Origin of the sequence: Micromonospora polyrhachis (genome assembly GCF_014203835.1) — a bacterium.
Taxonomy (GTDB): domain Bacteria; phylum Actinomycetota; class Actinomycetes; order Mycobacteriales; family Micromonosporaceae; genus Micromonospora_H; species Micromonospora_H polyrhachis.
Genome location: NZ_JACHJW010000001.1, coordinates 5059921 through 5078808 on the forward strand (window position 1 = coordinate 5059921; position 18888 = coordinate 5078808).

Genomic DNA, 18888 nt, shown 5'->3' on the forward strand with positions numbered 1-18888 from the left:
AGATCGACAACGGTCGGTCACGGTGTGCAGTCGTCCGTCCCCCTCAGGTAAAGCGAGCCGCAGATGACCTTCTTCGAGGACAAGAAGCCCGTAGCAATCCTCAAGCACGCGATCATGAACCAGTACATCGATCAGTTCGTAGGCAAGACCGGGCTGTACTCGCCCGGTCATCGGGTCGCGGTCATCGACGGGTACGCAGGCGAGGGGCGCTACGCGTCCGGCGAAGAGGCGTCGCCGGCCATGCTCATGCGGAAGGCGCGCGAGCTTACCCGGATCAACCGATGCCTGGAGAGCTACCTTGTGGAGAGCGAGCCGGAGCCGCTGGCCAAGCTGCGGCACGTTATCGCGTCCGAAGGCGCCGACCTGCCGGTGGAGCTGTTTCGGGGAAGTATCGCCGACCATCTGGGGCACCTGTTGGCGCGGGTCAAGGACGTGCCACTGCTGGTCTTCCTGGACCCGTTCGGGGTCATGATCCCGTTTATCGCCACAGTGGAGATCTTCAACCAGCGTCCGACCCAGCCGCCGGCCACCGAACTGCTCATCAACTTTAACGCCAGTGGCCTGCGCCGGATCGCTGGCCTCCTCAACAGTGAAAAGGTGATCCCCGGCAAGGAGGCCGCACTCGCTCGCATGGACGCCGCCTGTGGGAGTGACTGGTGGCGGCAGAAGTGGCTCGACCATGGCGACGACCACGACGCGGCCGAGGAGGGCATCGTGGCGGAGTACGCCCGTCGGCTGGCCAGCAGCCAGCGGTGCGGCTGGTGGACCACACCGGTACGAAACCGGGCACACCAGAAACCGGTGTACTACCTCGTGTTCCTCACCCGGCACCCCGACGGGTTCATCGCCTTCGGTGAGGCACTCTCGCTCGGAATGCAGAGGTGGCGTGAGGCCCTACACGAGATCGTGAACGCCAACACGTTCTTTGGTGACGAGGCCGCCTTCAAGGCGAGCGAGAAGGTGTTGGCTGACGGATGGGTGAACGAGATCGAGGCGAATCTACGGCGGCTGCTGAGTGAAGGAAGACCTTTCAAGATCTTCGACCGGTACGGTGACGTCTTCGGCAGCGCCGCTGGTCAGGCCCGCGAGATGCACCTCCGGGCAGCCTGGAAGCGCCTCCATCCCGGGGTGACCAGGACCGACTCGAAGGGCGATCTGATCAAGAAGGTCATCGAGCCGGCGTAAGCTCCCGCGACGGCATCTCGTCCCAGGTGCGTCCGTCGAGCAACCGTCCGCCAGCCTTCGGGGTACGGCCACCCCACTGTTTGAAGAAGAACGCCGTACCCGAGGCGGTGCAGGCGTCCCGTAGCTGCCGCACCCACGTGGGGTCCATCGGCCGCGCCCCCTGCCCGGACTCGCCGCCCGCGATCAGCCAGTGAATGCCGCCCAGGTTGATGCCATCGAGCGAGCCGAGCAGCGGCTCGGCGGAGATGAACCGGACCGCCGCGGGGACGGTGCGCAGGTGGTCGATCCGAGCAAGCTCGGCTTCGGACTCGACGCTCATGCCCATCCACACGTTTCCGGGCCAGTCCAGTTGCGGTGCGAGTTTCGCCAGCCGGCTGGCCCGCTTGGTGAGCACCTGATAGGTGTGGCGCGGCGTATCGGCCATGACGTCGAAGACCCGCCGTACGTAGTCCAGGGGCACCCGGGCGTGGAAGAGGTCGCTCATGCTGTTGACGAAGACGGTGCGGGGCTCCCGCCAGCGGCGGGGAATGTCCAAAGCGTCTTCGTGGATGGTGACGTCGAATCCGGGGCCGGAGGTGATCGCATTGCCGTCGTTCTGGTATTTGGCGGAGCCCATGGCTTTGAGACGTTTGGCGAGGGTGAGGGCGTAGCAGTTGTCGCAGCCGGCCGAAATCCGGTCACATCCGGTGGTGGGGTTCCACGTGGCCTCGGTCCATTCGATGGCGCTGTGGTCGGCCATTGTCGGCTCCTCCCGGTTGACGTCTCATCCTCTCGAACATCAGTGCGGATTGCGAGGTCCGACGGTGGGTGTCGACCGGATTACTTGTTAACGTGGATCGATGACGAACCTGCTGCTCGGGGCCGGTGTCGTTGGCACGGTGCTGTTCGTCGTGACGTTCCTTGTCGATGGTCTGACCCGGCCCGGCTACGATCCGGTTCGCCAACCGGTGAGCGCGCTGGCGCTCGGCCCACGCGGCTGGGTTCAGGTCACGAGCTTCGTGCTGTGTGGCGGGCTCATCACCGCCTCCGCCCTCGGGCTCGGGCAGGCCACAGGCAGCCTCTGGTTGGCGATCGCGGTCGCCGTGTTCGGCCTTGCGCTCGTCGCCTCCGGTGTGTTTCCCATGGACCCGATGCGGGGCTACCCACCGGGCACGCCGGACGAGACACCGTCCGAGCTGAGTTGGCGGCACCACGTACACGACGGGGCGGGCATAGTGGTCTTCGCCGCGCTGCCGACCGCCGCCATCGTCGCGGTGTTTGCCCTGGACGGTGAGGTGTGGCGGTGGTACTCAGGGTTTACCGCCGTCGCGGCCACCCTGCTGTTCGTGGGCTTCGGCCAGGCATGGGAGCAGGATTCTCCGCGTACCGGTCTGATCCAGCGCGTCGCGATCATCGTTGGCTGGAGCTGGCTCGGGGTGCTCTGCGCGCAACTCGCCTATCCGTCGTAGGGATGACCGCGGAGACTGCGTACTCAGACCGCTTCGGCGTGGGTCGCGCGCCACTCGTGGGCGAGTACCGACCAGACTTCGAGGTCGATGCGGACGCCGTTGAGCGGGAACACCTCACGCAGCACGCCGTCCCGGGTCATGCCGAGTCGGTTGGCGACGGCGATGCTGCGGGTATTGGTGGCATCCACCCGCCATTCCACCCGGGCCATTCCCCGTACGTCGACCGCCCAGTCGATCATGCAGCGGGCGGCGCGGTTGACCAGCCCCTGCCCCTGCGCCTCGGGGGAGAGCCAGACGCCCACCTCGCAGACGCCGCTGGCGGTGTCGAAGACCCGGAACAGGGTGCCGCCGACGAGCGCGCCGTCGAGCCAGATGCCGTAGATCCGGCCGCTGTCGGCGGCCTGCCGCTCGGCGTAGCGCTGCAACCACTGCCGGGCACTGGGCTCGTCGACGATGATCTGCGCCCACGGCAGCCAGGGCGCGAGGTGGGCGCGGTGGCGTTCGACGTACGCGGCAAAGTCGGCCGCCTGCCACGGTTCGAGTGGCCGAAGCTCGGCGTTGTCGGTGAGCGGGTACGCGAACACTGGATCTCCTTCGGTCCACATGCCAAACGTTTGTTACGTACTATACGACGGCTCGATCCGCGGCCCCTCGCCGTCAGCTCGATGCCCCTGGGGACTACGCCATATCGGCGCGGGTGCGCAGCGCGTCGGAGGTCTGCGCGTCGGCCGGATAGAACGACTCGATCGACAGCTCGGCAAGGGTGATGTCCAACGGCGTACCGAAGGTGGCGACGGTGCTGAAGAAGGTGAGCACACTGTCGCCGTACTGGAAGCGCAGCGGTACGACGATCTCGCCGGGCCCCGGCAGCTCGACCTCTGGTTCGGGCTGGTCGCAGGGGTAGTCGCGCAGCTCAGCGGCGAGCGCGGCCAACTCGGAGTCCCCGGTGACCTCGACCTGTCGGCGTAGGCGGCCGAGCAGGTGGGCCCGCCACTCGCCAAGGTTGACGATGTGCGGTGCCATGCCCTCCGGGTGCAGGCTGACCCGGAGTACGTTGACCGGCGGCTTCAGCAGGTGCGGCGCGACGGCGTCGGTGAACAGGGTGAGGCTGGCGTTGGCGTCGAGCAGGTGCCACCGGCGGTCGACCACCACCGCCGGGTACGGCTCGTGCCCGGTCAGCACCTGCCGGACGGCGTCGCGTACCGCCGTCATCTGTGGGGCGTCGAGCGAGTTCTCCGAGTACGCCGGGGCGTACCCGGCCGCGAGCAGCAGCCGGTTGCGTTCCCGTAGTGGCAGGTCGAGCTGCTCGGCGAGCTGGAGCACCATGTTGCGGCTCGGTGCCGAGCGGCCGGTCTCGACGAAACTGAGGTGCCGGGTGGAGACCTCGGCCTGGATGGAGAGTTCGAGTTGACTGACCCGTCGGCGTTCCCGCCACTGTCGCAGCAACTCACCGAAGGGGCGGGGTGGCTGGGCGACTGCACTGGTCATGACGTCCTCACCCGGCGATCTTAGTCGGCGTGAACAGCTTGGCTGGTTGCGCTGCGGCCCGGTTGCGCTGCGGCCCGGCTGAGCCACCACCGGCGGTTGCCAGGAGATGGTGTCGGCGCTGGCGTGCAGGTAGCCGCTGGTGGGGAGCAGTCGGGCGGCGGTATCGCGTAATGCGGCTGTCAGCGGGTGGCGAGCCTGGGCGATCCGGCCGAATCGGGCAGAAGCGCGGACCAGCCCCTGGGTACGGGGACGGCGCGTATTGTCGTACGCGGTCAATGCCGCCGTAACGTCGGCGGTGCCGGCGGCGTCGGCGGCAAACGTGACCAGGGTGATGGCATCTTCGAGAGCCTGACAGGCACCCTGAGCGAGGTCCGGGGTCATGGCGTGCGCGGCGTCGCCGATCAGCGCTACCCGCCCGACGGTGTAGGTGGGCAGTGGGGTGGCCAGGTGGTGGATGTCGTGGCCGAGCAGGGCGGCCGGTGCAGTGGCGGCCAGGAGTTGCGGGATTGGGTCGTGCCACCCGGTGAAGCGGGCCGTGACCTCCCCGATGGTGTCCCGGGTGTGGCTGCCTTCCCGAGCCGTTGCCGTCGCATACCAGTACACCTGCCCGTCAGCGAGCGGGGCGATCCCGAAACGCTGCCCCCGGCCCCAACTCTCGGTCAGTCCTTCCAGTCCCGGTGGGGCCGCGTCAGCGGGGACGAGGCCGCGCCAGGTGAGGTAACCGGCGTAGGCGGGGCGGGGGTGCGCCGGGAACAACGCCTGGCGAATGTCGCTGTGCACTCCGTCGGCAGCGACGACCAGATCGGCCTGCGCAACGCCGTTGCCCCGGGCGCTTTCGTAGGTCACCTCGGCATGTCCCGCCCGGGTGCTGACGCCCAGGACCTGGTGGCCGGTGCGCATCTCCGCCTCGGCTGCGGCGTCGGCGAGGATGTGGTGCAGGTCGGCGCGGCGTAACAGGAACGACGGGCCGCCGCCGAGCGCGGTCAGATCGTCGAGGCTGGTACGGATCAACCAACGTCCTTTCGCTGCCCGGATGCCCGCCGCCCCGGAGGCGAAGCTGCGCTTGCGCAACTCCTGCCCGACGCCGAGCTGTTCGAGTGCGCGTACGGCGTTGGGCGCCAGGCTGATTCCCGCTCCGACCGGCGCGAACTGGCGGGCCCGTTCGAAGACGGTCACCCGCCAACCCGCCCGGGACAGGCCGACAGCGGTGGCAAGCCCGGCGATACCGGCCCCGATGATGACTGCCGTACGTCTCCTCAAGATTTCTTTCCTTCCGTCCGGCCCCCGATAAGTCGAACATACGCGTTCGACTTATCGCCGTTCGGGGCCTACTGTAACTCGTATGTTGATGTATGAGTTAGGGAGATGGGTTCGATGAGTCACGCGACGGGGCACCCACTCCACCTCCCCGAGACTTCGGTGGACAGCCGGCGCTGGTCGGTCCTGGTGCTGCTCTGCCTGGCCCAGTTCGTGGTCATCCTGGACGTGACCGTGGTAAACGTGGCGCTTCCCCGGATGGCCGCCGACCTTGGCCTCGACCGCAGCGCCCTGACCTGGGTGGTTACCGCGTACACGCTGTGTTTCGGCGGCCTGATGATGCTCGGCGGCCGGCTGGCCGACCTGCTCGGCCGGCGGCAGATGTTCCTGATCGGACTGCTGGCCTTCACCGCCGCATCACTCGTGGCCGGGCTGGCCCACAGCGGCACACTGCTGGTGGCCGCCCGAGTGGCGCAGGGCGTGGGAGCAGCCCTGTTGTCACCGGCCGCGCTGTCGATCCTGACCACGACTTACCAGGGTCCGCAGCGGCACCGCGCACTCGGCGTGTGGGGAGCGATCGGCGGCGGCGGTGCGGCAGCGGGGGTGCTGGTCGGTGGCCTCCTGGTCTCCGGCCCGGGTTGGGAGTGGATCTTCTTCGTCAACGTGCCCGTCGGGGTGGTGGTCGCCGCCCTGGTCCCCAGGATGGTCCCCGCGACGCCCCGCCATCAGGGCCGGCTGGATGTGCCCGGAGCGCTGCTGGCCACCGCCGCTTCCGGGGCGCTGATCTATGGACTGGTGCGGGCCGGGGACGTCGGCTGGACAGCCGGGACCACCCTGTTGCCGATCATCATGGGCGTGGCGCTCTATGCCGTCTTCGCCATCGTCGAACATCGGGTTCCGGCACCACTGGTCCAACTCCGCCTGTTCCGGCAGCGACCCATGGTCGCCGGCAGCGTCGTGATGCTGGCCGCCTCCGGGCTGCTCATCTCCGGGTTCTTCCTCAACTCGCTGCTGCTGCAACGCCTGCTCGGCCTGTCCGCCCTGCGCACCGGGCTGGTGTTCCTGCCGGTTGCCATCGCCACCATCATCGGCGCGCACCTGGCCGGGCACCTGATCGGCCGGATCGGACCCCGACCGCTGGCCGCTGTCGGGTTCGCCACCGCTGCGGTCGGTCTGGTGCTGCTAACGCGGGTAGCGCCCGGTGGAAACGCGTGGACCGACGTACTGCCCGGGTTCGTGCTGACCGCCGCCGGTCTCGGCACCGGGTTCATCACCGCCACCGTCACCGCGATGAGCCGGGTCGACCCGCACCACGCCGGCATGGCCAGCGGCACCATCAACACCGCTCACGAACTCGGTGCGACCCTGGGTGTGGCGATCGTCTCGACGATTGCCGGTGCCAGCATCGACACCAGCGCCGCCGTAACCGGTGCTGGCGGATTCGCCGATGCGTTCTGGGCATGCGCGATCGCTGCCAGCGTGATCGCCGCGACGGTGCCGTGGCTGTTGCCGCCCGGCCCGCCACCGGTCACCGACGGCCCGGTCTTCGTGCACTGAGCCTTAGGCTCTGCGTCGTGACCAAAGAACGTGACGGCCAGGCACGGGCGACGGCCGGGTCAACGGATACGCCTCGCCCGGCTGAACCGGGCCGTCGTCGGGCGGATGCCCGCCCGGCTGAGCCCGGCCGTCGTCGGGCGGATGCCCAACGCAACATCGAGGCCATCCTGAACGCCGGGCTGGCCTACCTGAGCCAGGGGCACGAGGTCAACATGGCGGAGATCGCCCGGGCCGCCGGAGTCGGTCGGGTCACCCTCTATGGCCATTTCCCGGCGAAGGAGGCCCTGGTCGACGCGCTGGTCGCGTACGCGATCACCCGCGCCAACGAAGCACTCGACGCTGTCGACCTCGGTGACGGACCGGCCCCGCAGGCGCTGGCTCGGCTGATCGACTCGGCGTGGCAGATCCTCAACGAGCACCGACAGTTGATGCGCATCGGGCCCCGCTACCTGGGGCCGGAACGAATGCGCGCCCACCACGACCAGGTCATGACCCGGGTGGAGCAGCTGATCAGCCGCGGCCAGCGCGACGGTGACATCCGTACCGACCTGCCCCGTGCGTGGCTCGTGACCACGTTCTACACCCTGCTGCACGCGGCTACCGAAGAGGTCGCCGCGGACCGCCTCGACCCTGTGGAAGCGGGGAAGATCGTGACCACCACCGTCCTGGCCGCCCTCGCCGTGATGTGAGCTCACCAAGGTCAGTTGGCTTGGTGATCAGGACGCTATGGACGCTACGACGGCCCGGTAACGTCCATAGCGTCCTGATCACCTCGTCGACTCTGCTCGTTACCTCGCAGGTAATCGACAGCATCGCGGAACCAGGAAATGATTCCCTCAACGCCGACGAGCGAGCCGGAAAGGCTACTTCGTAGGGCGTCGATTCGTGATGTGGATTGCTGCGAAAGGCAGGACAATGGCTGAGTACAACGAGCTGGTCGAGCGTTACCTCGCTGTCTGGAACGAGGGGGACGAGCAGGCCCGAGCTGCGGCGATCGCGGCACTGTGGACCGAGAACGCCACCTACACCGACCCGATGGCCGAGGTCGCCGGGCATGCCGGAATCGCTGCGGTCATCAGCGGTGTGCAGGGCATGTTCCCCGGGCACGTCTTCCAGGTGCACGGCCCGGTCGACGGCCACCACAACGTCGTACGGTTCGGTTGGGAACTGGTGCCGGCGGCCGGCGGTGAATCACTCGTAATCGGCTTCGATGTTGCCGTGCTGGCGGAGGATGGCCGGATTCGGGCCGTCCACGGATTCCTCGACAAGGTCCCGGCCGCCGTCTGACTGTTACGGCAGCGCACGATCGAATACGGCGCACATCGAATATCGCGTGGCCTACGTGATATTCGATGTGCGCCGTTGCGCATTTTCCGCTGAGTCAGGACGGCGACGCGGGTCTGCTCACCGCGCCGGGGAGGTCCAGCGCCACCACGCGTACGGATACCCAGCGCTCCTGCCAGGTCGGCCCGACCGAATCGATGGGATAGCCGACGATCTCGACCATCAACAGGCTGCCGACCTGTACGACGCCACCGACGCGGGTGACCAGCAGCCGCAGCGGTTCGGTGCCGTTCAGGTAGTGCGTCTCGGGGACGTTCAGGGTGTCCCCGGGCCGGACCTTCTCGCGTATCCGGGCGGCGAGTTCGGTGAGGGCCGCCAGGGTGGGATCGAGCCTTGCCATCAGTCAGAACGCCCGGCGACTGAAGGTGGGCTGATCGGGACGCGGCGGGGTGTCCGCTGCCGGCCCGGAATCCGGCTCGGTCGGCTCCAGGGTTGATTCGGGCTCAGGCGTCTTCGCGGGCTGGCGCGGAGATGCGGGGACCGGCTCGTAGTCGCCACTGAACATGGGTGCTCCTCTCAAGTGGATGACGGTCCGACTCGACCGCCGGGGAGAGGGGGCCGCCGTCGGTGTGGGGGACGGGCGATGCGACGGCGGCCCCGGGTCGGCTGCGTCCCTCTGTGGCTCTGCCGAAAGCCACCGCATCCGACGGGTCACAGTCTGGTGATGGATCGACTACGTTCGGAAGGGATTGGCAGGTCGCGGGGCGGATCGGTAGCGGCTGCGGTGCGTACCCGAGGCGAATCAACCCATCGGCACCGGCACTGTGGAGGAAGTGTGGCGACTGACAAGCCAACTACGGCGGACCTCATCCGGACCCAACTGCGCCGAATGCGTACGGCCGCCGGACTGAGCCAGGAGGAGTTCGGCAAGCGGGCGCACTATTCGGCGTCGATGGTGTCGGCGGTGGAGTTGGGCCAGCGCCCGCTGGACGCCGCCTACCTGGCCCGCGCGGACGAGGTGCTCGGTACGGGTGACCTCTTCGTACGACTGCTGGAGCTGGCCAAACGCGACGGTGAACCGTTGTGGTTCCGGCCCTGGCTGGACGCCGAACGCCGAGCCACCCAACTGCGGTGCTTCCACCCGACGTTGATCCCCGGTCTGCTTCAGACGGCCAACTACGCCCGCGCCCTCTTCCGGGGCGACACCAGCCTCACCGAGGAGCGAATCGAGCAGTTGGTAGCCGCCAGGCTGGAACGGCAGACCATCCTGGACCGGGCCGAGCCGCCGCAGTTCACCACAGTGATCGACGAGGCGGCGCTGGACCGGTTCGCCGAGGAGTGCGCCGGGATACTGGCAAGGTGGGAGAGTGTGCGTAACGAGGCGCTGCCTCGACGGCAGTCGATCGAGCTGATCAAGGAGTTGGTGCGGCCATGGATCTGACCGGTGCCCGGTGGCGTAAGTCCACCCGGAGCGGCGCTAACGGCGGCGACTGCGTCGAGGTGGCCGACAACCTGCCCGGCGTCGTGTTGGTGCGCGACACCAAGGACCGGGACGGTGGCACGTTGGCCTTCGGCCCGGCGGCCTGGCTGGCCTTCGTGTCGTACGCCGCCACACGCGACTGACCCGCATAGCTCGCGCTGTCCCCGCTGGCCAGCCCGGCGGGGACAGCGAGTCCGGGGGGCACAGCTCGCTGTTGTCTACACCGAGTCAACCTCGGCGGGCGTGGCTCGCGTAGGGCACGATCAGCCGCCTGGCGGCAGGGGCCCGAACCGTGCGACATAGTGCCAGACCCGCTTCAGTGCCTGCTCGTCATGGTCGCCGGTAAGCGCGGCAGCGCCGATCATCCGAGAATTCAGATAGCCGTCGATGGCGATCTTTGTGCCCAGGTCGACGCACTCCTGCCCCCGGTAGTCCGGGTAGCGCCGCAACTCGCTGACGGCGAGCCGGAAGCCCGGGTGCCATTCGAGCGGGCAGGGCAGCCGACAGGCGGCAGCCTCCACCTCCGTACCCCGATAGCTCGGGTCCAGCACCAACGCCTCCACGTCGCGGTCCAGCCGGACCGGTCCGTGCACCTGGGCAGCGTAGTTTCCCAACGATCGTTATGTACGATGCCCCTGGTTGGACCAGGTGAGGAGAGCTGCGGATGCCCGCACGAGGAGACCACGACGCGCGGCGGGCCGACGTCTCCGAGGCGGTCTGGCGGGTGCTCGCGGCCCGAGGATTCGGTGGACTGACGCTGCGGGCGGTCGCCGCCGAGATGACCGCCTCGACCGGTCTGCTCACCCACTACTTCCCCAGCAAGCGGGCACTGGTCCGGCACGCGCTCGACGTCGCCGAGGAGCGCAGCGAGACCCGCGCGCGGCAGATCGCCGAGGCGCCGGGCCTGCCGGCGCTGCGGGCCGCGCTGCTCGACGTGCTTCCGCTCACCGCCGAGTTGGTCGCGATGAGCCGGGTCTGGGTGAGCTTCTGGGACGCGGCGCTGGGCGATCCCGACCTCGGCCTCCGGCAGACCCAGCGGTACGTCCGCTGGCGCGCGCGGCTGCGGGTCCACGTCGAGGCGGCGATCGGCCGGGGTGAGCTGCCCGAGGCCACCGACCCGGAGGAGGTGGCCGCGATGGCTGCCGCGTTCGCGCACGGGCTCGTCGTGCAGGTGCTCTTCGACCCGGACCGCTTTCCACCGGCCCGGCAGACCACCTTGCTGGACGGTTTCCTGAGCGCGTTACCTCGGGCGTAACGCCCCGATCTCGTCTCCACCGGTTCCGTTACCCGGGGTGGGCTGACGTTTGACTTGACCAAGAGTCAGGGATAACGTGCAGTCCGTTACATCCATACATCTAAATGTGTTTGTTGGAGGTGCGTCGTATGGTCAGACGTCAAGTCCGCCGCCTGGGCGCGGTGCTGGTCACACTCACCGCCGCGACAGCAGCCACGCTGGCCGTGGCCACACCGGCACATGCCTCGCACGGCGGGACAGCGGCCAGCGGAATCCTCAACACCACGGCGTGGCGGGTGTGCATCTCGGGCTGGACGGACGGGCAGAGCGCCTCGTCGTATGCCATCACCCAGATCAACCCGACCGACGTCAACGCGTCGTCGGTGGCCTGCACCGGCAGCTACAACGTGTCGTCCTACGCGGCCAGCTACCCGGACTCGTGGTACGGCCTGACCAGTTGCCCCGGCGGCGTCTCCGGCGGGTACTGCACCTACAAGACCGTCCAGCTCAACGGTCGTACGGCCACCACGACGACCCAGTGGCGCAAGACCGCGACCCATGAGTTCGGGCACGTCGCCGGACTGGGCCATCGGTCCACGAACTCCTCCTGCATGACGTCGGGTGCCGCGCCGCCGATCGTCACCACGTTCGACAGCCACGACACCGACGCGATCAACGCGACCTACTAGCGGACGGAAGGGGGATTCGATGAGTGAGAAGAGGACCAGACGAGGGCTGCTCGTCGGCGCGCTCGGAGTGGCGGCTGCGCTCGTACTGTCGGCGTGTGGCGGAGCGAGCCAGCACGCCGACGAGGGCGAGCACGTCCACGACAATGCCAACGGGGCCAATGTGGACGTGAGTGACTATCTGCCCAATGCCGGGCTGGCGGAACTCACCGACGCCTCGGAACTCGTGGTCTCCGGGCGTGTGGTCGGCGCAGTCAGCGGTGTCCAGATCGGGGAGAGTAGGGACCTCGAATACACGATCTACACGATCGCCGTCGACGAGGTCATCAAGGGCAGCGCGGGCGAGTCCATCGAGGTCGCCCTGCTCACCCACATCCAGCGCGCCGCGGTCGTCTTCGACAGCAGGGCTACGCCCAACCGAGGCGACCAGGGGATCTGGCTGCTGACGAAGATCGCGCCGGAGTTCAAGCGCGAGGGCTACGTCCTGACCAACCAGAACAGCCAACTCCTGGTCAAGTCGGACGGGTCCGGGCTGGCCGGGGGCGCCTCGTCGTCCGTGGTCGCCAAGGAAGTCAAGGAACTCGGCGGTCTGACCGGGGTCCTGGCCAGGTTGCGCGACGCGGCGAGATAGCCCCATAGACCTCGGCCCGGCGGCTTGCAGGCGTCGCCGGGTCGAGCCGTGTGCCTGCCTTCATTCAGCAGCCGGGCCGAGCCGCGTGCCCCTCGGTCACTCACGTGCCCGGTATCGGGCTCGCCGACCTGCTCTGCGGAGTGAACTGGTCAACCACGACCAGCGAGGTTCCCGGCCTGACCTCGCTCAGCAACTGCCGTTGCCCCTTCCGGGGCAACCGGATACAGCCATCCGTGGTGTCCTTGCCCAGTTCGCCGTCGTGATACCAGGTGTGCAGCCCGATGTGTGCGTCGCGCAGGCCGGGCGGAATGGCCTTCGGGTTGTCCGGCACCGCCCCGAGGGCGAACACATCGGTGTCGGCGTAGACCGCGCCGGGCAGGGTGGATCGGCCGAGCAGGAAGGTGCGGCCCAGCGGGGTGGGCGTACGCGCGACGCCGAGGCTGACCTGCCAGGACCGGACGAGTGTCCCGTCCCGGAACCAGAAGAGCTGGTGACTCCGGCGGGTCACGACGAGCTGGTCACGTAGCGGCACGCTGCTCCAGCCGTCCGGTGGTACCCAGGCCAGGGTCCGGTTGACCGAGGGCAACAGTACGGCGGCCCAGCCTGCCCGCCGCTCGACGATCGGCATGGTCAGCTCGACCCCCTGGATGGTGGGGGCGAGGAAGGCCCGGGGCTGCCCGCCCGGTGCGTCGTACGCGCCGACCAGGCGCAGCGGGTGCAGGCCCTCGCGCAGCGGATCGGTCGACAGTGTTGCCGGATCGGTGGGGAAGCCTCGCGGTGCCGGCCCGTAGTCCACGACCGGCAGGTTGGCCGGTGGCGGGGTTGCGCCGATCGGAGCCTCGACGGACGGCGATGAGGGTGGAGACGCGTTCGGACCCACGCGTCCGGTGTCGGCGACCGGTTGCGGTGTGGCGACCGCCCCCGGTTGTGTTCCGGTGCGGCGCAGGTTGGCGATGGTAGCCGACGCCAGTACGACTGTGCCGATGATGAGCGTGATCACTCCGCCAACGAGTACGACCCGCTGCCAGCCGCGCGGCGGCGCGGAGGGCTCGAAAGGGTCAAAAGGCATGCTTGCACCATATTGCAAGTGGCTAAAGCGGGCAATTTCCGCGAAAAGCCTTCGTGTGTGTTGGGTGGTCGACGCGATGGCGACAGCCGGCGGTGACGCTACGAAGCGTAATGATTGCGGAAGGGCGATTCCCCGTCGGGCGGGCGGTGAACGTATGGAGTAAATCGGGCAGATCATTGCTTTGTTGGACGTGTCCTGACGGCCGGCGGCTGCGGAAGGCGAAGAGTGCCGGACAGGTGCGGCTGTTTCTCGCAGATTTCCCTCAGGATTTGCACGATCGGGTCCAGGCGTTTGGGGCGAGGGTTGGTCGTGGTGATGTAGACGTCGAGTTTCGGAGCCCTTCCCTCGTGGTGCAGTGGCACCCACCGCGACGATTCGACGCCTTTTCCGCCGAATCGGGAGCCGGCCTTGTAGGGTAGGGCCACGTCCGATGGGGCGACAACGACCCGCTTCGACTTGATGCCGAATCGCTGGTGGTCGTCGGATGCGCGTTGGATGCTCATCGCGCTCTCGTATGTCTCGGCGACTATTCTGGCCTCCTTTGGCGGCGTGCTGATCCTTGTCGTGGTGATCCAGGTCTCGAGTAGTCTTCGAGAGCGGGAGCCTGCTGGTGGCACCATGGCCCGATATTCGTTGACCAATTCGGTGAGGCTCATCTGATCCGCTTGGTAGGCGGCTGGGACCATCACCTCCAACTGCGTGCCGTAGAGCACATCGGATTGAAGTTCTTCCTGGTAGATGGTTGTTCTGCCGCCGATCGCGATCTCGTGATGGCCAAGGGTCAGGGGAAACAGCGCCTCGTCCTCGAAGCCGTCGTCGCCGCGAGCGTCCAGCCTCAGTTCCGCCACGATGATCTGGTCCTCGTGGTTCGGGTGCCGTGCTCGGAGGTCGCATTCGAGTTGGCTGGTGATGTAGACGTGATGGGGGAGGCACACGATCTTCGGAAGTGTTCGCTCGGTTGACGGTGCGCGCTCTTCCTGGAAGCTGGTGACGATCCTCTTCGCAAACCGGAGGAACCTCTTGCCGCGTACGGTCAGTTCGAGGTTTCCCTTCTGCGGCTCCTTGAAGGTTGTTTCGCCGAGCCAGGTGTCTATCTTCTTGAGAATGTTCTCGATGCCCTTTATGGTGATGTCTTCCTGGTAATCCTTGAAAAGGTGCTCCCGGGCTTTCTTCTTGGTTTTATAGGTAGCCACCGTCGCGAATACGACACAGTCCCATTGGGTGGGGGCGCGATCCCGGACTCTTCCCATTCGGCAACTCTATGACCACTGCCCGTGTGTGGTGCGTGCCCAACTTCCGACAGGGGAAGTTTTACTTCTCGGGGCGCGAAAAGTAGGTCGAGTTTTGACTGTGCGTGACGGTGACTCAGGGTGAAAAATGATCGGGCCCGCTGTTTGCCCCAGCGGGCCCGATCCCAGTGAACCCGCAACATCTACCGTCCTGAGGAGACCGATGCTGCTCCAGCAACGTACCGCCCTGGAAGGGGCCTGGAAAGTAGCCGTTCCGTTACTTCGAGACTCCGGGGGCGGGCGGCTGTACGTCTCGTTGGCCAGGCCGAGCTGGCATTCGGCCGTCCTGGTCGGCGGGCTGGTGAGCATGACCCGGGAGGGCCTGGCGGTCAGCGGGCTGAACCACCGGGTTGCGGTCTCCTATCTTGCCTATGCCGCCGCAGCGGCCATCGCACTGCTCTGTGGCCAGGTCGTGAGTTGGTACGCCAGGAGTGAGCGGACCTCGCGGGTCCTGAGCGGTCTGCTCAGCGCGGCCGGACTCATACTCACCAGTGTCGCCACCGGGCCCTTGCTGATGCCCCAGAGCAGCGCCCTCGTTCTCGTGCTCGGGTTGACCTGCGTCGGGGAACTCGGGTACCGGTTCGGGAAGGTCGGCGAGCCGGCGGAGGCACAGAGTGGAGTCCCCGGTTGGCACCACGGGGCCGGTCGTTCAGTAGCGGTTCGGACCGGCAAGGGAAGGAAGTCCCGATGATGGCGACCCTGGTGCTGTCCGAGGTCGTACTGGAACGCGATGGCCGGGTTGTCGCGGCCTATGAGGTACGGCGGGACGTCCGCGGCGACGTGGTGCTTCTCGACCACGAGATGCAGCGAGACGGGAGACCCGGAGCCTGGGATGCGACTCTGGCGCGGATGGCTGTGCCGGCCAGGGGCGGAACGTGTCGCCCGCCTGTGCGAGACTCCGGCGCGACAGCCACTCGGTGTGGACGCCCTACCCCCTCGACAGGAACCCCCGAATGAATCTGCAACAGCTCCAGGCACAGCGGCAGCTGATCATCCGGCAACGCATCCGGATGATGGTCAACCAGTACGAGGTCCACTCGGTACTCGGCGACGGGACCGAGGGCGAGCTGCTCGCGTTCGCCCAGCAGAAGCGAATGGCCTTCAAGGAGCAGGTGACCCTCTACACCGACGACACCAAGCAGGTGCCGGTGCTCGGCTTCAAGGCCCGTCAGGTCATGGACCTCGGCGCGACCTACGACATCGTGGACCCCAGCGGGACCGCCCTGGGCCTGTTCCGGAAGGACTTCAAGAAGTCGCTGCTGCGCTCCACCTGGCACGTCGAGCAGCCCGGCGTCGGAATGGCCACCGGTCAGGAGCGCAACGCGACCGTCGCCATCCTGCGCCGCTTCGTCGACTCACTCTCCTGGCTGCCGTACCACTTCGACTTCACCATCGACGGGCAGTTGGCCTTCTCCGTGGTGAAGAAGTGGGGCCTGCGCGACAAGTACGTGGTCGACATCCACCACCCGGGTCTCGACCGGCGGGTGGTCATCGCCATGGCAGTCGGGCTGGACGCGCTCCAGAGCCGCTGACCAATAGCCCTGCCGCAGGGCCGGGCCCCCGCTCACGTCGGACGTGCTGATCTCACGTCGGATGTGCTGATCACGTAGACGTGGCGCGGAGCTGACGCAGGACGTACCCGAGGAACGCGGTCACCTCGGCGACCGGCACCGCGCGTCCGGCGGCCCGACCGGCGGCGTGGCTCGCGACCGCCGCGTCGATCAGACCGGCGAAGGCCGGCGCGGCGGTCCGGGCCCACCGGGCCGCCGCCGGCTTGGCGTACCACCGCTGTTGCGCGGCGAACCGCAACGCCCGGCACCCGTTGAGTACGGAGTTGTCGCCGTGCGCGGCCGGGTCGGCCAGGTGCGCCTCCATCGACTCGACCACCACCGGCAGCAGTACGGCGAACGGTGCCGGCCGCAGCACGGCACGAGGATCCGGACCGGCGAGTGCCCACCCGCTCTGCCAGGAGATCGACCGGTCGATGGCGTACCAGAAACCGGGCCCGTCGGCCGGGTCGAAGCTGACCTTCGGCGGCAGCTCCCGGCCGGTGTTGAGATCGAGGAGATAGCCGGCGGCGACACCACCGTCGTTGACCGCTGCTCGCGGATAGAGCACGAACTCCAGGCCGGTGGCCGGGCAGGGCAGCTCGTCGTGGGCGAGCCGGGCCGCGATCGTCGCCAGCACCGGTCGTGGCGGTGGATGCTCGACCACGGCGATGACGTCGAGGTCACTTCGGCCCGGGGTGTAGCCGGCCAACGCGAGGGAACCGGTGGGGTAGACCCCGACCAACTCCGTACCGAGGATGGCGCTCAGGTGACGCACGACCGCGTCCAGGTAGGCGGATTCGGTGAGCGGGACCCGGGTTGTCATCGATCCACCGTAGGGTCGACGGGGACGATCTTCCAACACGGAGGAGGTAGAGCGTGAGCCAGGAAGTACGGGGCGTGATCGCCCGGGCCAAGGGAGCACCGGTCGAGGTCACCACCATCGTCGTACCCGACCCCGGACCGGGCGAGGCGGTCGTCCGGATCCAGGCCTGCGGTGTCTGCCACACCGACCTGCACTACCGCGAGGGCGGCATCAACGACGAGTTCCCCTTCCTGCTCGGCCACGAGGCGGCCGGCATCGTGGAGCAGGTGGGTACGGGTGTCACCGACGTCGCACCCGGCGACTTCGTGGTGCTCAACTGGCGGGCGGTCTGCGGCACCTGCCGGGCCTGCCGTCGGGGCCGACCGTGGTACTGCTTCAACACGCACAACGCGAAGCAGAAGATGGCCCTCACCGACGGCACCGAACTCACCCCGGCGCTGGGTATCGGTGCGTTCGTGGAGAAGACCCTGGTCCACGCCGGGCAGTGCACCAAGGTCGACCCGGCCGCCCGCCCGGCCGCCGTGGGCCTGCTGGGCTGCGGGGTGATGGCCGGGCTCGGCGCGGCGATGAACACCGGGCAGGTGACCCGGGGCGACTCGGTCGCGGTCATCGGCTGCGGTGGCGTCGGCGACGGCGCGGTGGCCGGGGCGGCCCTGGCCGGGGCGACGACGATCATCGCGGTGGACACCGACCCGCGCAAACTCGACTGGGCCCGCAGGTTCGGGGCGACGCACACCGTCGACGCCCGCCAGACCGACCCGGTCGAGGCGATCCGGGAGCTGACCGGCGGGCACGGGGCGGACGTGGTGGTCGACGCGGTCGGCCGACCGGAGACCTGGCGGCAGGCGTTCTACGCCCGGGACCTGGCCGGCACCGTCGTGCTGGTCGGCGTACCCACCCCGGAGATGACCGTCGAGTTGCCGCTGTTGGACGTCTTCGGTCGGGGCGGGGCGCTCAAGTCCAGCTGGTACGGCGACTGCCTGCCCGGCCGGGACTTCCCGCTGCTGACCCAGCTCTATCTCCAGGGTCGGCTGGACCTGGACGGCTTCGTCACCGAGGAGATAGCCCTGGACCAGGTCGAGGCGGCCTTCGACAAGATGCACCACGGCGACGTACTGCGCTCGGTGGTGGTCTTCTGATGGCAGATCCCTCGGCAGCCCAGCAGTCGGATTCGACGTCGGCCCAGCGGCCGGAATCGGTGGCCCAGCGGCCGGAATCGGCAGCCCGTATCGACCATGCGGTCACCTCAGGCACCTTCTCGCTCGACGGGCAGACCTTCGACGTGAACAACAACGTCTGGGTGGTCGGTGACGACACCGAGTGCGTGATCCTGGACGCGCCGCACGACGTCGACGCGATCCTGCGTGTTGTCGACGGCCGGCGGGTGCGGGCCATCCTTGCCACGCACGCCCACGACGACCACGTACGGGTCGCGCCGGCGTTGGCCGAGGCGACCGGAGCCCCGATCCTGCTGCACCCGGACGACCGGGTGCTGTGGGACCTCGTACACCCGGATGTCGCGCCCGACGGCGACCTGCACGACGGGCAGCGCATCGAGGTCGGCGGCACGGTGCTACACGTGCGGCACACCCCCGGGCACAGCCCGGGTGCCTGCTGCCTCTATGCGCCGGACCTGGGCGCTGTCTTCACCGGCGACACCCTCTTTGCGGGCGGGCCGGGGGCGACCGGCCGGTCGTACAGCGACTTCGGCACGATCATCGAGTCGATCCGGGGCCGACTGTTCGACCTGCCGGCGGAAACTGTCGTACACACCGGGCACGGCGACAGCACCACCATCGGCGCTGAGGCCCCACACCTGGACGAGTGGCTGGCCCGAGGCCACTGAGTCCGGGAGTTCGCGCCGGCGGTGCCACTGAGCCCGGGGAGCGTGCGAGTCACCCGCTGAG

Annotated in this window: 23 protein-coding genes and 1 pseudogene; 14 read left to right on the plus strand and 10 right to left on the minus strand. The window is 68.1% G+C overall.

Going from position 1 to position 18888, the window contains the following annotated elements; genetic code table 11:
* Positions 1 to 63: 63 nt before the first annotated feature.
* A complete protein-coding gene (gene tcmP / locus FHR38_RS22365) occupies positions 64 to 1185 on the plus strand; it encodes a three-Cys-motif partner protein TcmP (protein WP_184536512.1) in 1122 nt (373 codons plus the stop codon).
* Here the strand turns inward: tcmP and FHR38_RS22370 are convergent.
* Positions 1169 to 1924: a DUF5131 family protein gene (locus FHR38_RS22370; protein WP_184536513.1), complete on the minus strand. Its 756-nt coding sequence runs from the start codon at positions 1922 to 1924 to the stop codon at positions 1169 to 1171. The two genes, tcmP and FHR38_RS22370, sit on opposite strands and share 17 nt — an antisense overlap.
* Positions 1925 to 2024: 100 nt before the next feature.
* Between FHR38_RS22370 and FHR38_RS22375 the strand changes: the two genes are divergently transcribed.
* Positions 2025 to 2633, plus strand: coding sequence for a DUF998 domain-containing protein (locus FHR38_RS22375; protein WP_184536514.1), 609 nt, complete (start codon positions 2025 to 2027; stop codon positions 2631 to 2633).
* Positions 2634 to 2656: 23 nt separating this feature from the next.
* Here the strand turns inward: FHR38_RS22375 and FHR38_RS22380 are convergent, their stop codons facing one another.
* The 3 genes and pseudogenes from FHR38_RS22380 to FHR38_RS32435 form a co-directional block, all read right to left on the minus strand.
* Positions 2657 to 3217 (minus strand): GNAT family N-acetyltransferase, encoded by a 561-nt coding sequence (locus FHR38_RS22380; protein ID WP_184536515.1) that lies wholly within the window; start codon positions 3215 to 3217, stop codon positions 2657 to 2659.
* Positions 3218 to 3311: 94 nt separating this feature from the next.
* Positions 3312 to 4121, minus strand: a complete 810-nt coding sequence (locus FHR38_RS32430; RefSeq protein WP_184540051.1) for a helix-turn-helix domain-containing protein — start codon at positions 4119 to 4121, stop codon at positions 3312 to 3314.
* Positions 4122 to 4355: 234 nt separating this feature from the next.
* Positions 4356 to 5381, minus strand: a pseudogene (locus FHR38_RS32435) (FAD-dependent oxidoreductase); the annotation flags it as partial.
* A 114-nt stretch (positions 5382 to 5495) separates the two neighbouring features.
* On the opposite strand from FHR38_RS32435, the gene FHR38_RS22395 reads away from it, so the two are divergent.
* From FHR38_RS22395 to FHR38_RS22405, 3 genes are all read left to right on the plus strand, one after another.
* Entirely contained in the window at positions 5496 to 6935 is a 1440-nt protein-coding gene (locus FHR38_RS22395) for an MFS transporter (protein WP_184536516.1), read from the plus strand.
* A 17-nt stretch (positions 6936 to 6952) separates the two neighbouring features.
* Positions 6953 to 7624 carry a TetR/AcrR family transcriptional regulator gene (locus FHR38_RS22400; RefSeq protein WP_221449128.1) on the plus strand — a complete coding sequence of 224 codons (672 nt, stop codon included), beginning with the start codon at positions 6953 to 6955 and terminating at the stop codon, positions 7622 to 7624.
* A gap of 226 nt (positions 7625 to 7850) precedes the next feature.
* Positions 7851 to 8222, plus strand: a complete 372-nt coding sequence (locus FHR38_RS22405; RefSeq protein ID WP_184536517.1) for a nuclear transport factor 2 family protein — start codon at positions 7851 to 7853, stop codon at positions 8220 to 8222.
* Between the two features lie 94 nt (positions 8223 to 8316).
* Here FHR38_RS22405 and FHR38_RS22410 read toward each other — a convergent pair whose 3' ends face one another.
* Both FHR38_RS22410 and FHR38_RS22415 read right to left on the minus strand, forming a co-directional pair.
* On the minus strand, positions 8317 to 8619 hold the full coding sequence (locus FHR38_RS22410) for a hypothetical protein (protein WP_184536518.1): 303 nt from the start codon (positions 8617 to 8619) through the stop codon (positions 8317 to 8319).
* A 3-nt stretch (positions 8620 to 8622) separates the two neighbouring features.
* Entirely contained in the window at positions 8623 to 8784 is a 162-nt protein-coding gene (locus FHR38_RS22415; RefSeq protein ID WP_184536519.1) for a hypothetical protein, read from the minus strand.
* Positions 8785 to 9054: 270 nt separating this feature from the next.
* Between FHR38_RS22415 and FHR38_RS22420 the strand changes: the two genes are divergently transcribed.
* Together FHR38_RS22420 and FHR38_RS22425 are read left to right on the plus strand one after the other, a co-directional pair.
* Entirely contained in the window at positions 9055 to 9660 is a 606-nt protein-coding gene (locus FHR38_RS22420) for a helix-turn-helix domain-containing protein (protein WP_376771425.1), read from the plus strand.
* Positions 9651 to 9842 (plus strand): DUF397 domain-containing protein, encoded by a 192-nt coding sequence (locus tag FHR38_RS22425; protein WP_184536521.1) that lies wholly within the window; start codon positions 9651 to 9653, stop codon positions 9840 to 9842. The genes FHR38_RS22420 and FHR38_RS22425 overlap by 10 nt, the downstream gene beginning before the upstream one ends.
* A 120-nt stretch (positions 9843 to 9962) precedes the next feature.
* Here the strand turns inward: FHR38_RS22425 and FHR38_RS22430 are convergent, their stop codons facing one another.
* Positions 9963 to 10292, minus strand: coding sequence for a DUF3626 domain-containing protein (locus FHR38_RS22430; protein WP_312882340.1), 330 nt, complete (start codon positions 10290 to 10292; stop codon positions 9963 to 9965).
* A gap of 71 nt (positions 10293 to 10363) precedes the next feature.
* Here FHR38_RS22430 and FHR38_RS22435 point away from each other — a divergent pair, with 71 nt between their 5' ends.
* From FHR38_RS22435 to FHR38_RS22445, 3 genes are all read left to right on the plus strand, one after another.
* Positions 10364 to 10954 carry a TetR/AcrR family transcriptional regulator gene (locus tag FHR38_RS22435; RefSeq protein WP_184536523.1) on the plus strand — a complete coding sequence of 197 codons (591 nt, stop codon included), beginning with the start codon at positions 10364 to 10366 and terminating at the stop codon, positions 10952 to 10954.
* A 128-nt stretch (positions 10955 to 11082) separates the two neighbouring features.
* Positions 11083 to 11622 carry a matrixin family metalloprotease gene (locus FHR38_RS22440; RefSeq protein WP_184536524.1) on the plus strand — a complete coding sequence of 180 codons (540 nt, stop codon included), beginning with the start codon at positions 11083 to 11085 and terminating at the stop codon, positions 11620 to 11622.
* A gap of 19 nt (positions 11623 to 11641) precedes the next feature.
* The gene (locus tag FHR38_RS22445) at positions 11642 to 12250 is read left to right on the plus strand and encodes a hypothetical protein (RefSeq protein WP_184536525.1); all 609 of its coding nucleotides are present in this window, start codon (positions 11642 to 11644) and stop codon (positions 12248 to 12250) included.
* 100 nt (positions 12251 to 12350) lie between these two features.
* On the opposite strand, the gene FHR38_RS22450 is transcribed toward FHR38_RS22445, so the two are convergent.
* The gene (locus FHR38_RS22450) at positions 12351 to 13319 is read right to left on the minus strand and encodes a L,D-transpeptidase (RefSeq protein ID WP_184536526.1); all 969 of its coding nucleotides are present in this window, start codon (positions 13317 to 13319) and stop codon (positions 12351 to 12353) included.
* A gap of 173 nt (positions 13320 to 13492) precedes the next feature.
* Positions 13493 to 14569 (minus strand): LysR family transcriptional regulator, encoded by a 1077-nt coding sequence (locus tag FHR38_RS22455; RefSeq protein WP_184536527.1) that lies wholly within the window; start codon positions 14567 to 14569, stop codon positions 13493 to 13495.
* 202 nt (positions 14570 to 14771) lie between these two features.
* Between FHR38_RS22455 and FHR38_RS22460 the strand changes: the two genes are divergently transcribed.
* Both FHR38_RS22460 and FHR38_RS22465 read left to right on the plus strand, forming a co-directional pair.
* Complete coding sequence (locus FHR38_RS22460) at positions 14772 to 15299, plus strand: hypothetical protein (protein WP_184536528.1); 528 nt, start codon at positions 14772 to 14774, stop codon at positions 15297 to 15299.
* Between the two features lie 262 nt (positions 15300 to 15561).
* Positions 15562 to 16140 carry an LURP-one-related family protein gene (locus FHR38_RS22465; RefSeq protein WP_184536529.1) on the plus strand — a complete coding sequence of 193 codons (579 nt, stop codon included), beginning with the start codon at positions 15562 to 15564 and terminating at the stop codon, positions 16138 to 16140.
* 70 nt (positions 16141 to 16210) lie between these two features.
* Here FHR38_RS22465 and FHR38_RS22470 read toward each other — a convergent pair whose 3' ends face one another.
* A complete protein-coding gene (locus tag FHR38_RS22470) occupies positions 16211 to 16981 on the minus strand; it encodes an aminoglycoside adenylyltransferase domain-containing protein (RefSeq protein WP_184536530.1) in 771 nt (256 codons plus the stop codon).
* A gap of 53 nt (positions 16982 to 17034) precedes the next feature.
* Between FHR38_RS22470 and FHR38_RS22475 the strand changes: the two genes are divergently transcribed.
* Both FHR38_RS22475 and FHR38_RS22480 read left to right on the plus strand, forming a co-directional pair.
* Positions 17035 to 18120, plus strand: a complete 1086-nt coding sequence (locus FHR38_RS22475; protein ID WP_184536531.1) for an S-(hydroxymethyl)mycothiol dehydrogenase — start codon at positions 17035 to 17037, stop codon at positions 18118 to 18120.
* Positions 18120 to 18827: an MBL fold metallo-hydrolase gene (locus FHR38_RS22480; protein ID WP_184536532.1), complete on the plus strand. Its 708-nt coding sequence runs from the start codon at positions 18120 to 18122 to the stop codon at positions 18825 to 18827. Before FHR38_RS22475 ends, FHR38_RS22480 begins: the two co-directional genes overlap by 1 nt.
* The last annotated feature ends 61 nt before the right edge of the window (positions 18828 to 18888 follow it).

Excerpts from the sequence above, each read along its gene's own strand:
- FHR38_RS22375 (WP_184536514.1), top strand. The coding sequence starts at position 2,025 with ATGACGAACCTGCTGCTCGGGGCCGGTGTCGTTGGCACGGTGCTGTTC.
- FHR38_RS22460 (WP_184536528.1), top strand. The coding sequence starts at position 14,772 with ATGCTGCTCCAGCAACGTACCGCCCTGGAAGGGGCCTGGAAAGTAGCC.
- FHR38_RS22440 (WP_184536524.1), top strand. The coding sequence starts at position 11,083 with ATGGTCAGACGTCAAGTCCGCCGCCTGGGCGCGGTGCTGGTCACACTC.
- FHR38_RS22410 (WP_184536518.1), bottom strand. The coding sequence starts at position 8,619 with ATGGCAAGGCTCGATCCCACCCTGGCGGCCCTCACCGAACTCGCCGCC.
- tcmP (WP_184536512.1), top strand. The coding sequence starts at position 64 with ATGACCTTCTTCGAGGACAAGAAGCCCGTAGCAATCCTCAAGCACGCG.
- FHR38_RS22455 (WP_184536527.1), bottom strand. The coding sequence starts at position 14,569 with ATGGGAAGAGTCCGGGATCGCGCCCCCACCCAATGGGACTGTGTCGTA.
- FHR38_RS22445 (WP_184536525.1), top strand. The coding sequence starts at position 11,642 with ATGAGTGAGAAGAGGACCAGACGAGGGCTGCTCGTCGGCGCGCTCGGA.
- FHR38_RS22435 (WP_184536523.1), top strand. The coding sequence starts at position 10,364 with ATGCCCGCACGAGGAGACCACGACGCGCGGCGGGCCGACGTCTCCGAG.
- FHR38_RS22405 (WP_184536517.1), top strand. The coding sequence starts at position 7,851 with ATGGCTGAGTACAACGAGCTGGTCGAGCGTTACCTCGCTGTCTGGAAC.
- FHR38_RS22370 (WP_184536513.1), bottom strand. The coding sequence starts at position 1,924 with ATGGCCGACCACAGCGCCATCGAATGGACCGAGGCCACGTGGAACCCC.
- FHR38_RS22480 (WP_184536532.1), top strand. The coding sequence starts at position 18,120 with ATGGCAGATCCCTCGGCAGCCCAGCAGTCGGATTCGACGTCGGCCCAG.
- FHR38_RS22450 (WP_184536526.1), bottom strand. The coding sequence starts at position 13,319 with ATGCCTTTTGACCCTTTCGAGCCCTCCGCGCCGCCGCGCGGCTGGCAG.
- FHR38_RS22415 (WP_184536519.1), bottom strand. The coding sequence starts at position 8,784 with ATGTTCAGTGGCGACTACGAGCCGGTCCCCGCATCTCCGCGCCAGCCC.
- FHR38_RS22395 (WP_184536516.1), top strand. The coding sequence starts at position 5,496 with ATGAGTCACGCGACGGGGCACCCACTCCACCTCCCCGAGACTTCGGTG.
- FHR38_RS22470 (WP_184536530.1), bottom strand. The coding sequence starts at position 16,981 with ATGACAACCCGGGTCCCGCTCACCGAATCCGCCTACCTGGACGCGGTC.
- FHR38_RS32430 (WP_184540051.1), bottom strand. The coding sequence starts at position 4,121 with ATGACCAGTGCAGTCGCCCAGCCACCCCGCCCCTTCGGTGAGTTGCTG.
- FHR38_RS22425 (WP_184536521.1), top strand. The coding sequence starts at position 9,651 with ATGGATCTGACCGGTGCCCGGTGGCGTAAGTCCACCCGGAGCGGCGCT.
- FHR38_RS22465 (WP_184536529.1), top strand. The coding sequence starts at position 15,562 with ATGAATCTGCAACAGCTCCAGGCACAGCGGCAGCTGATCATCCGGCAA.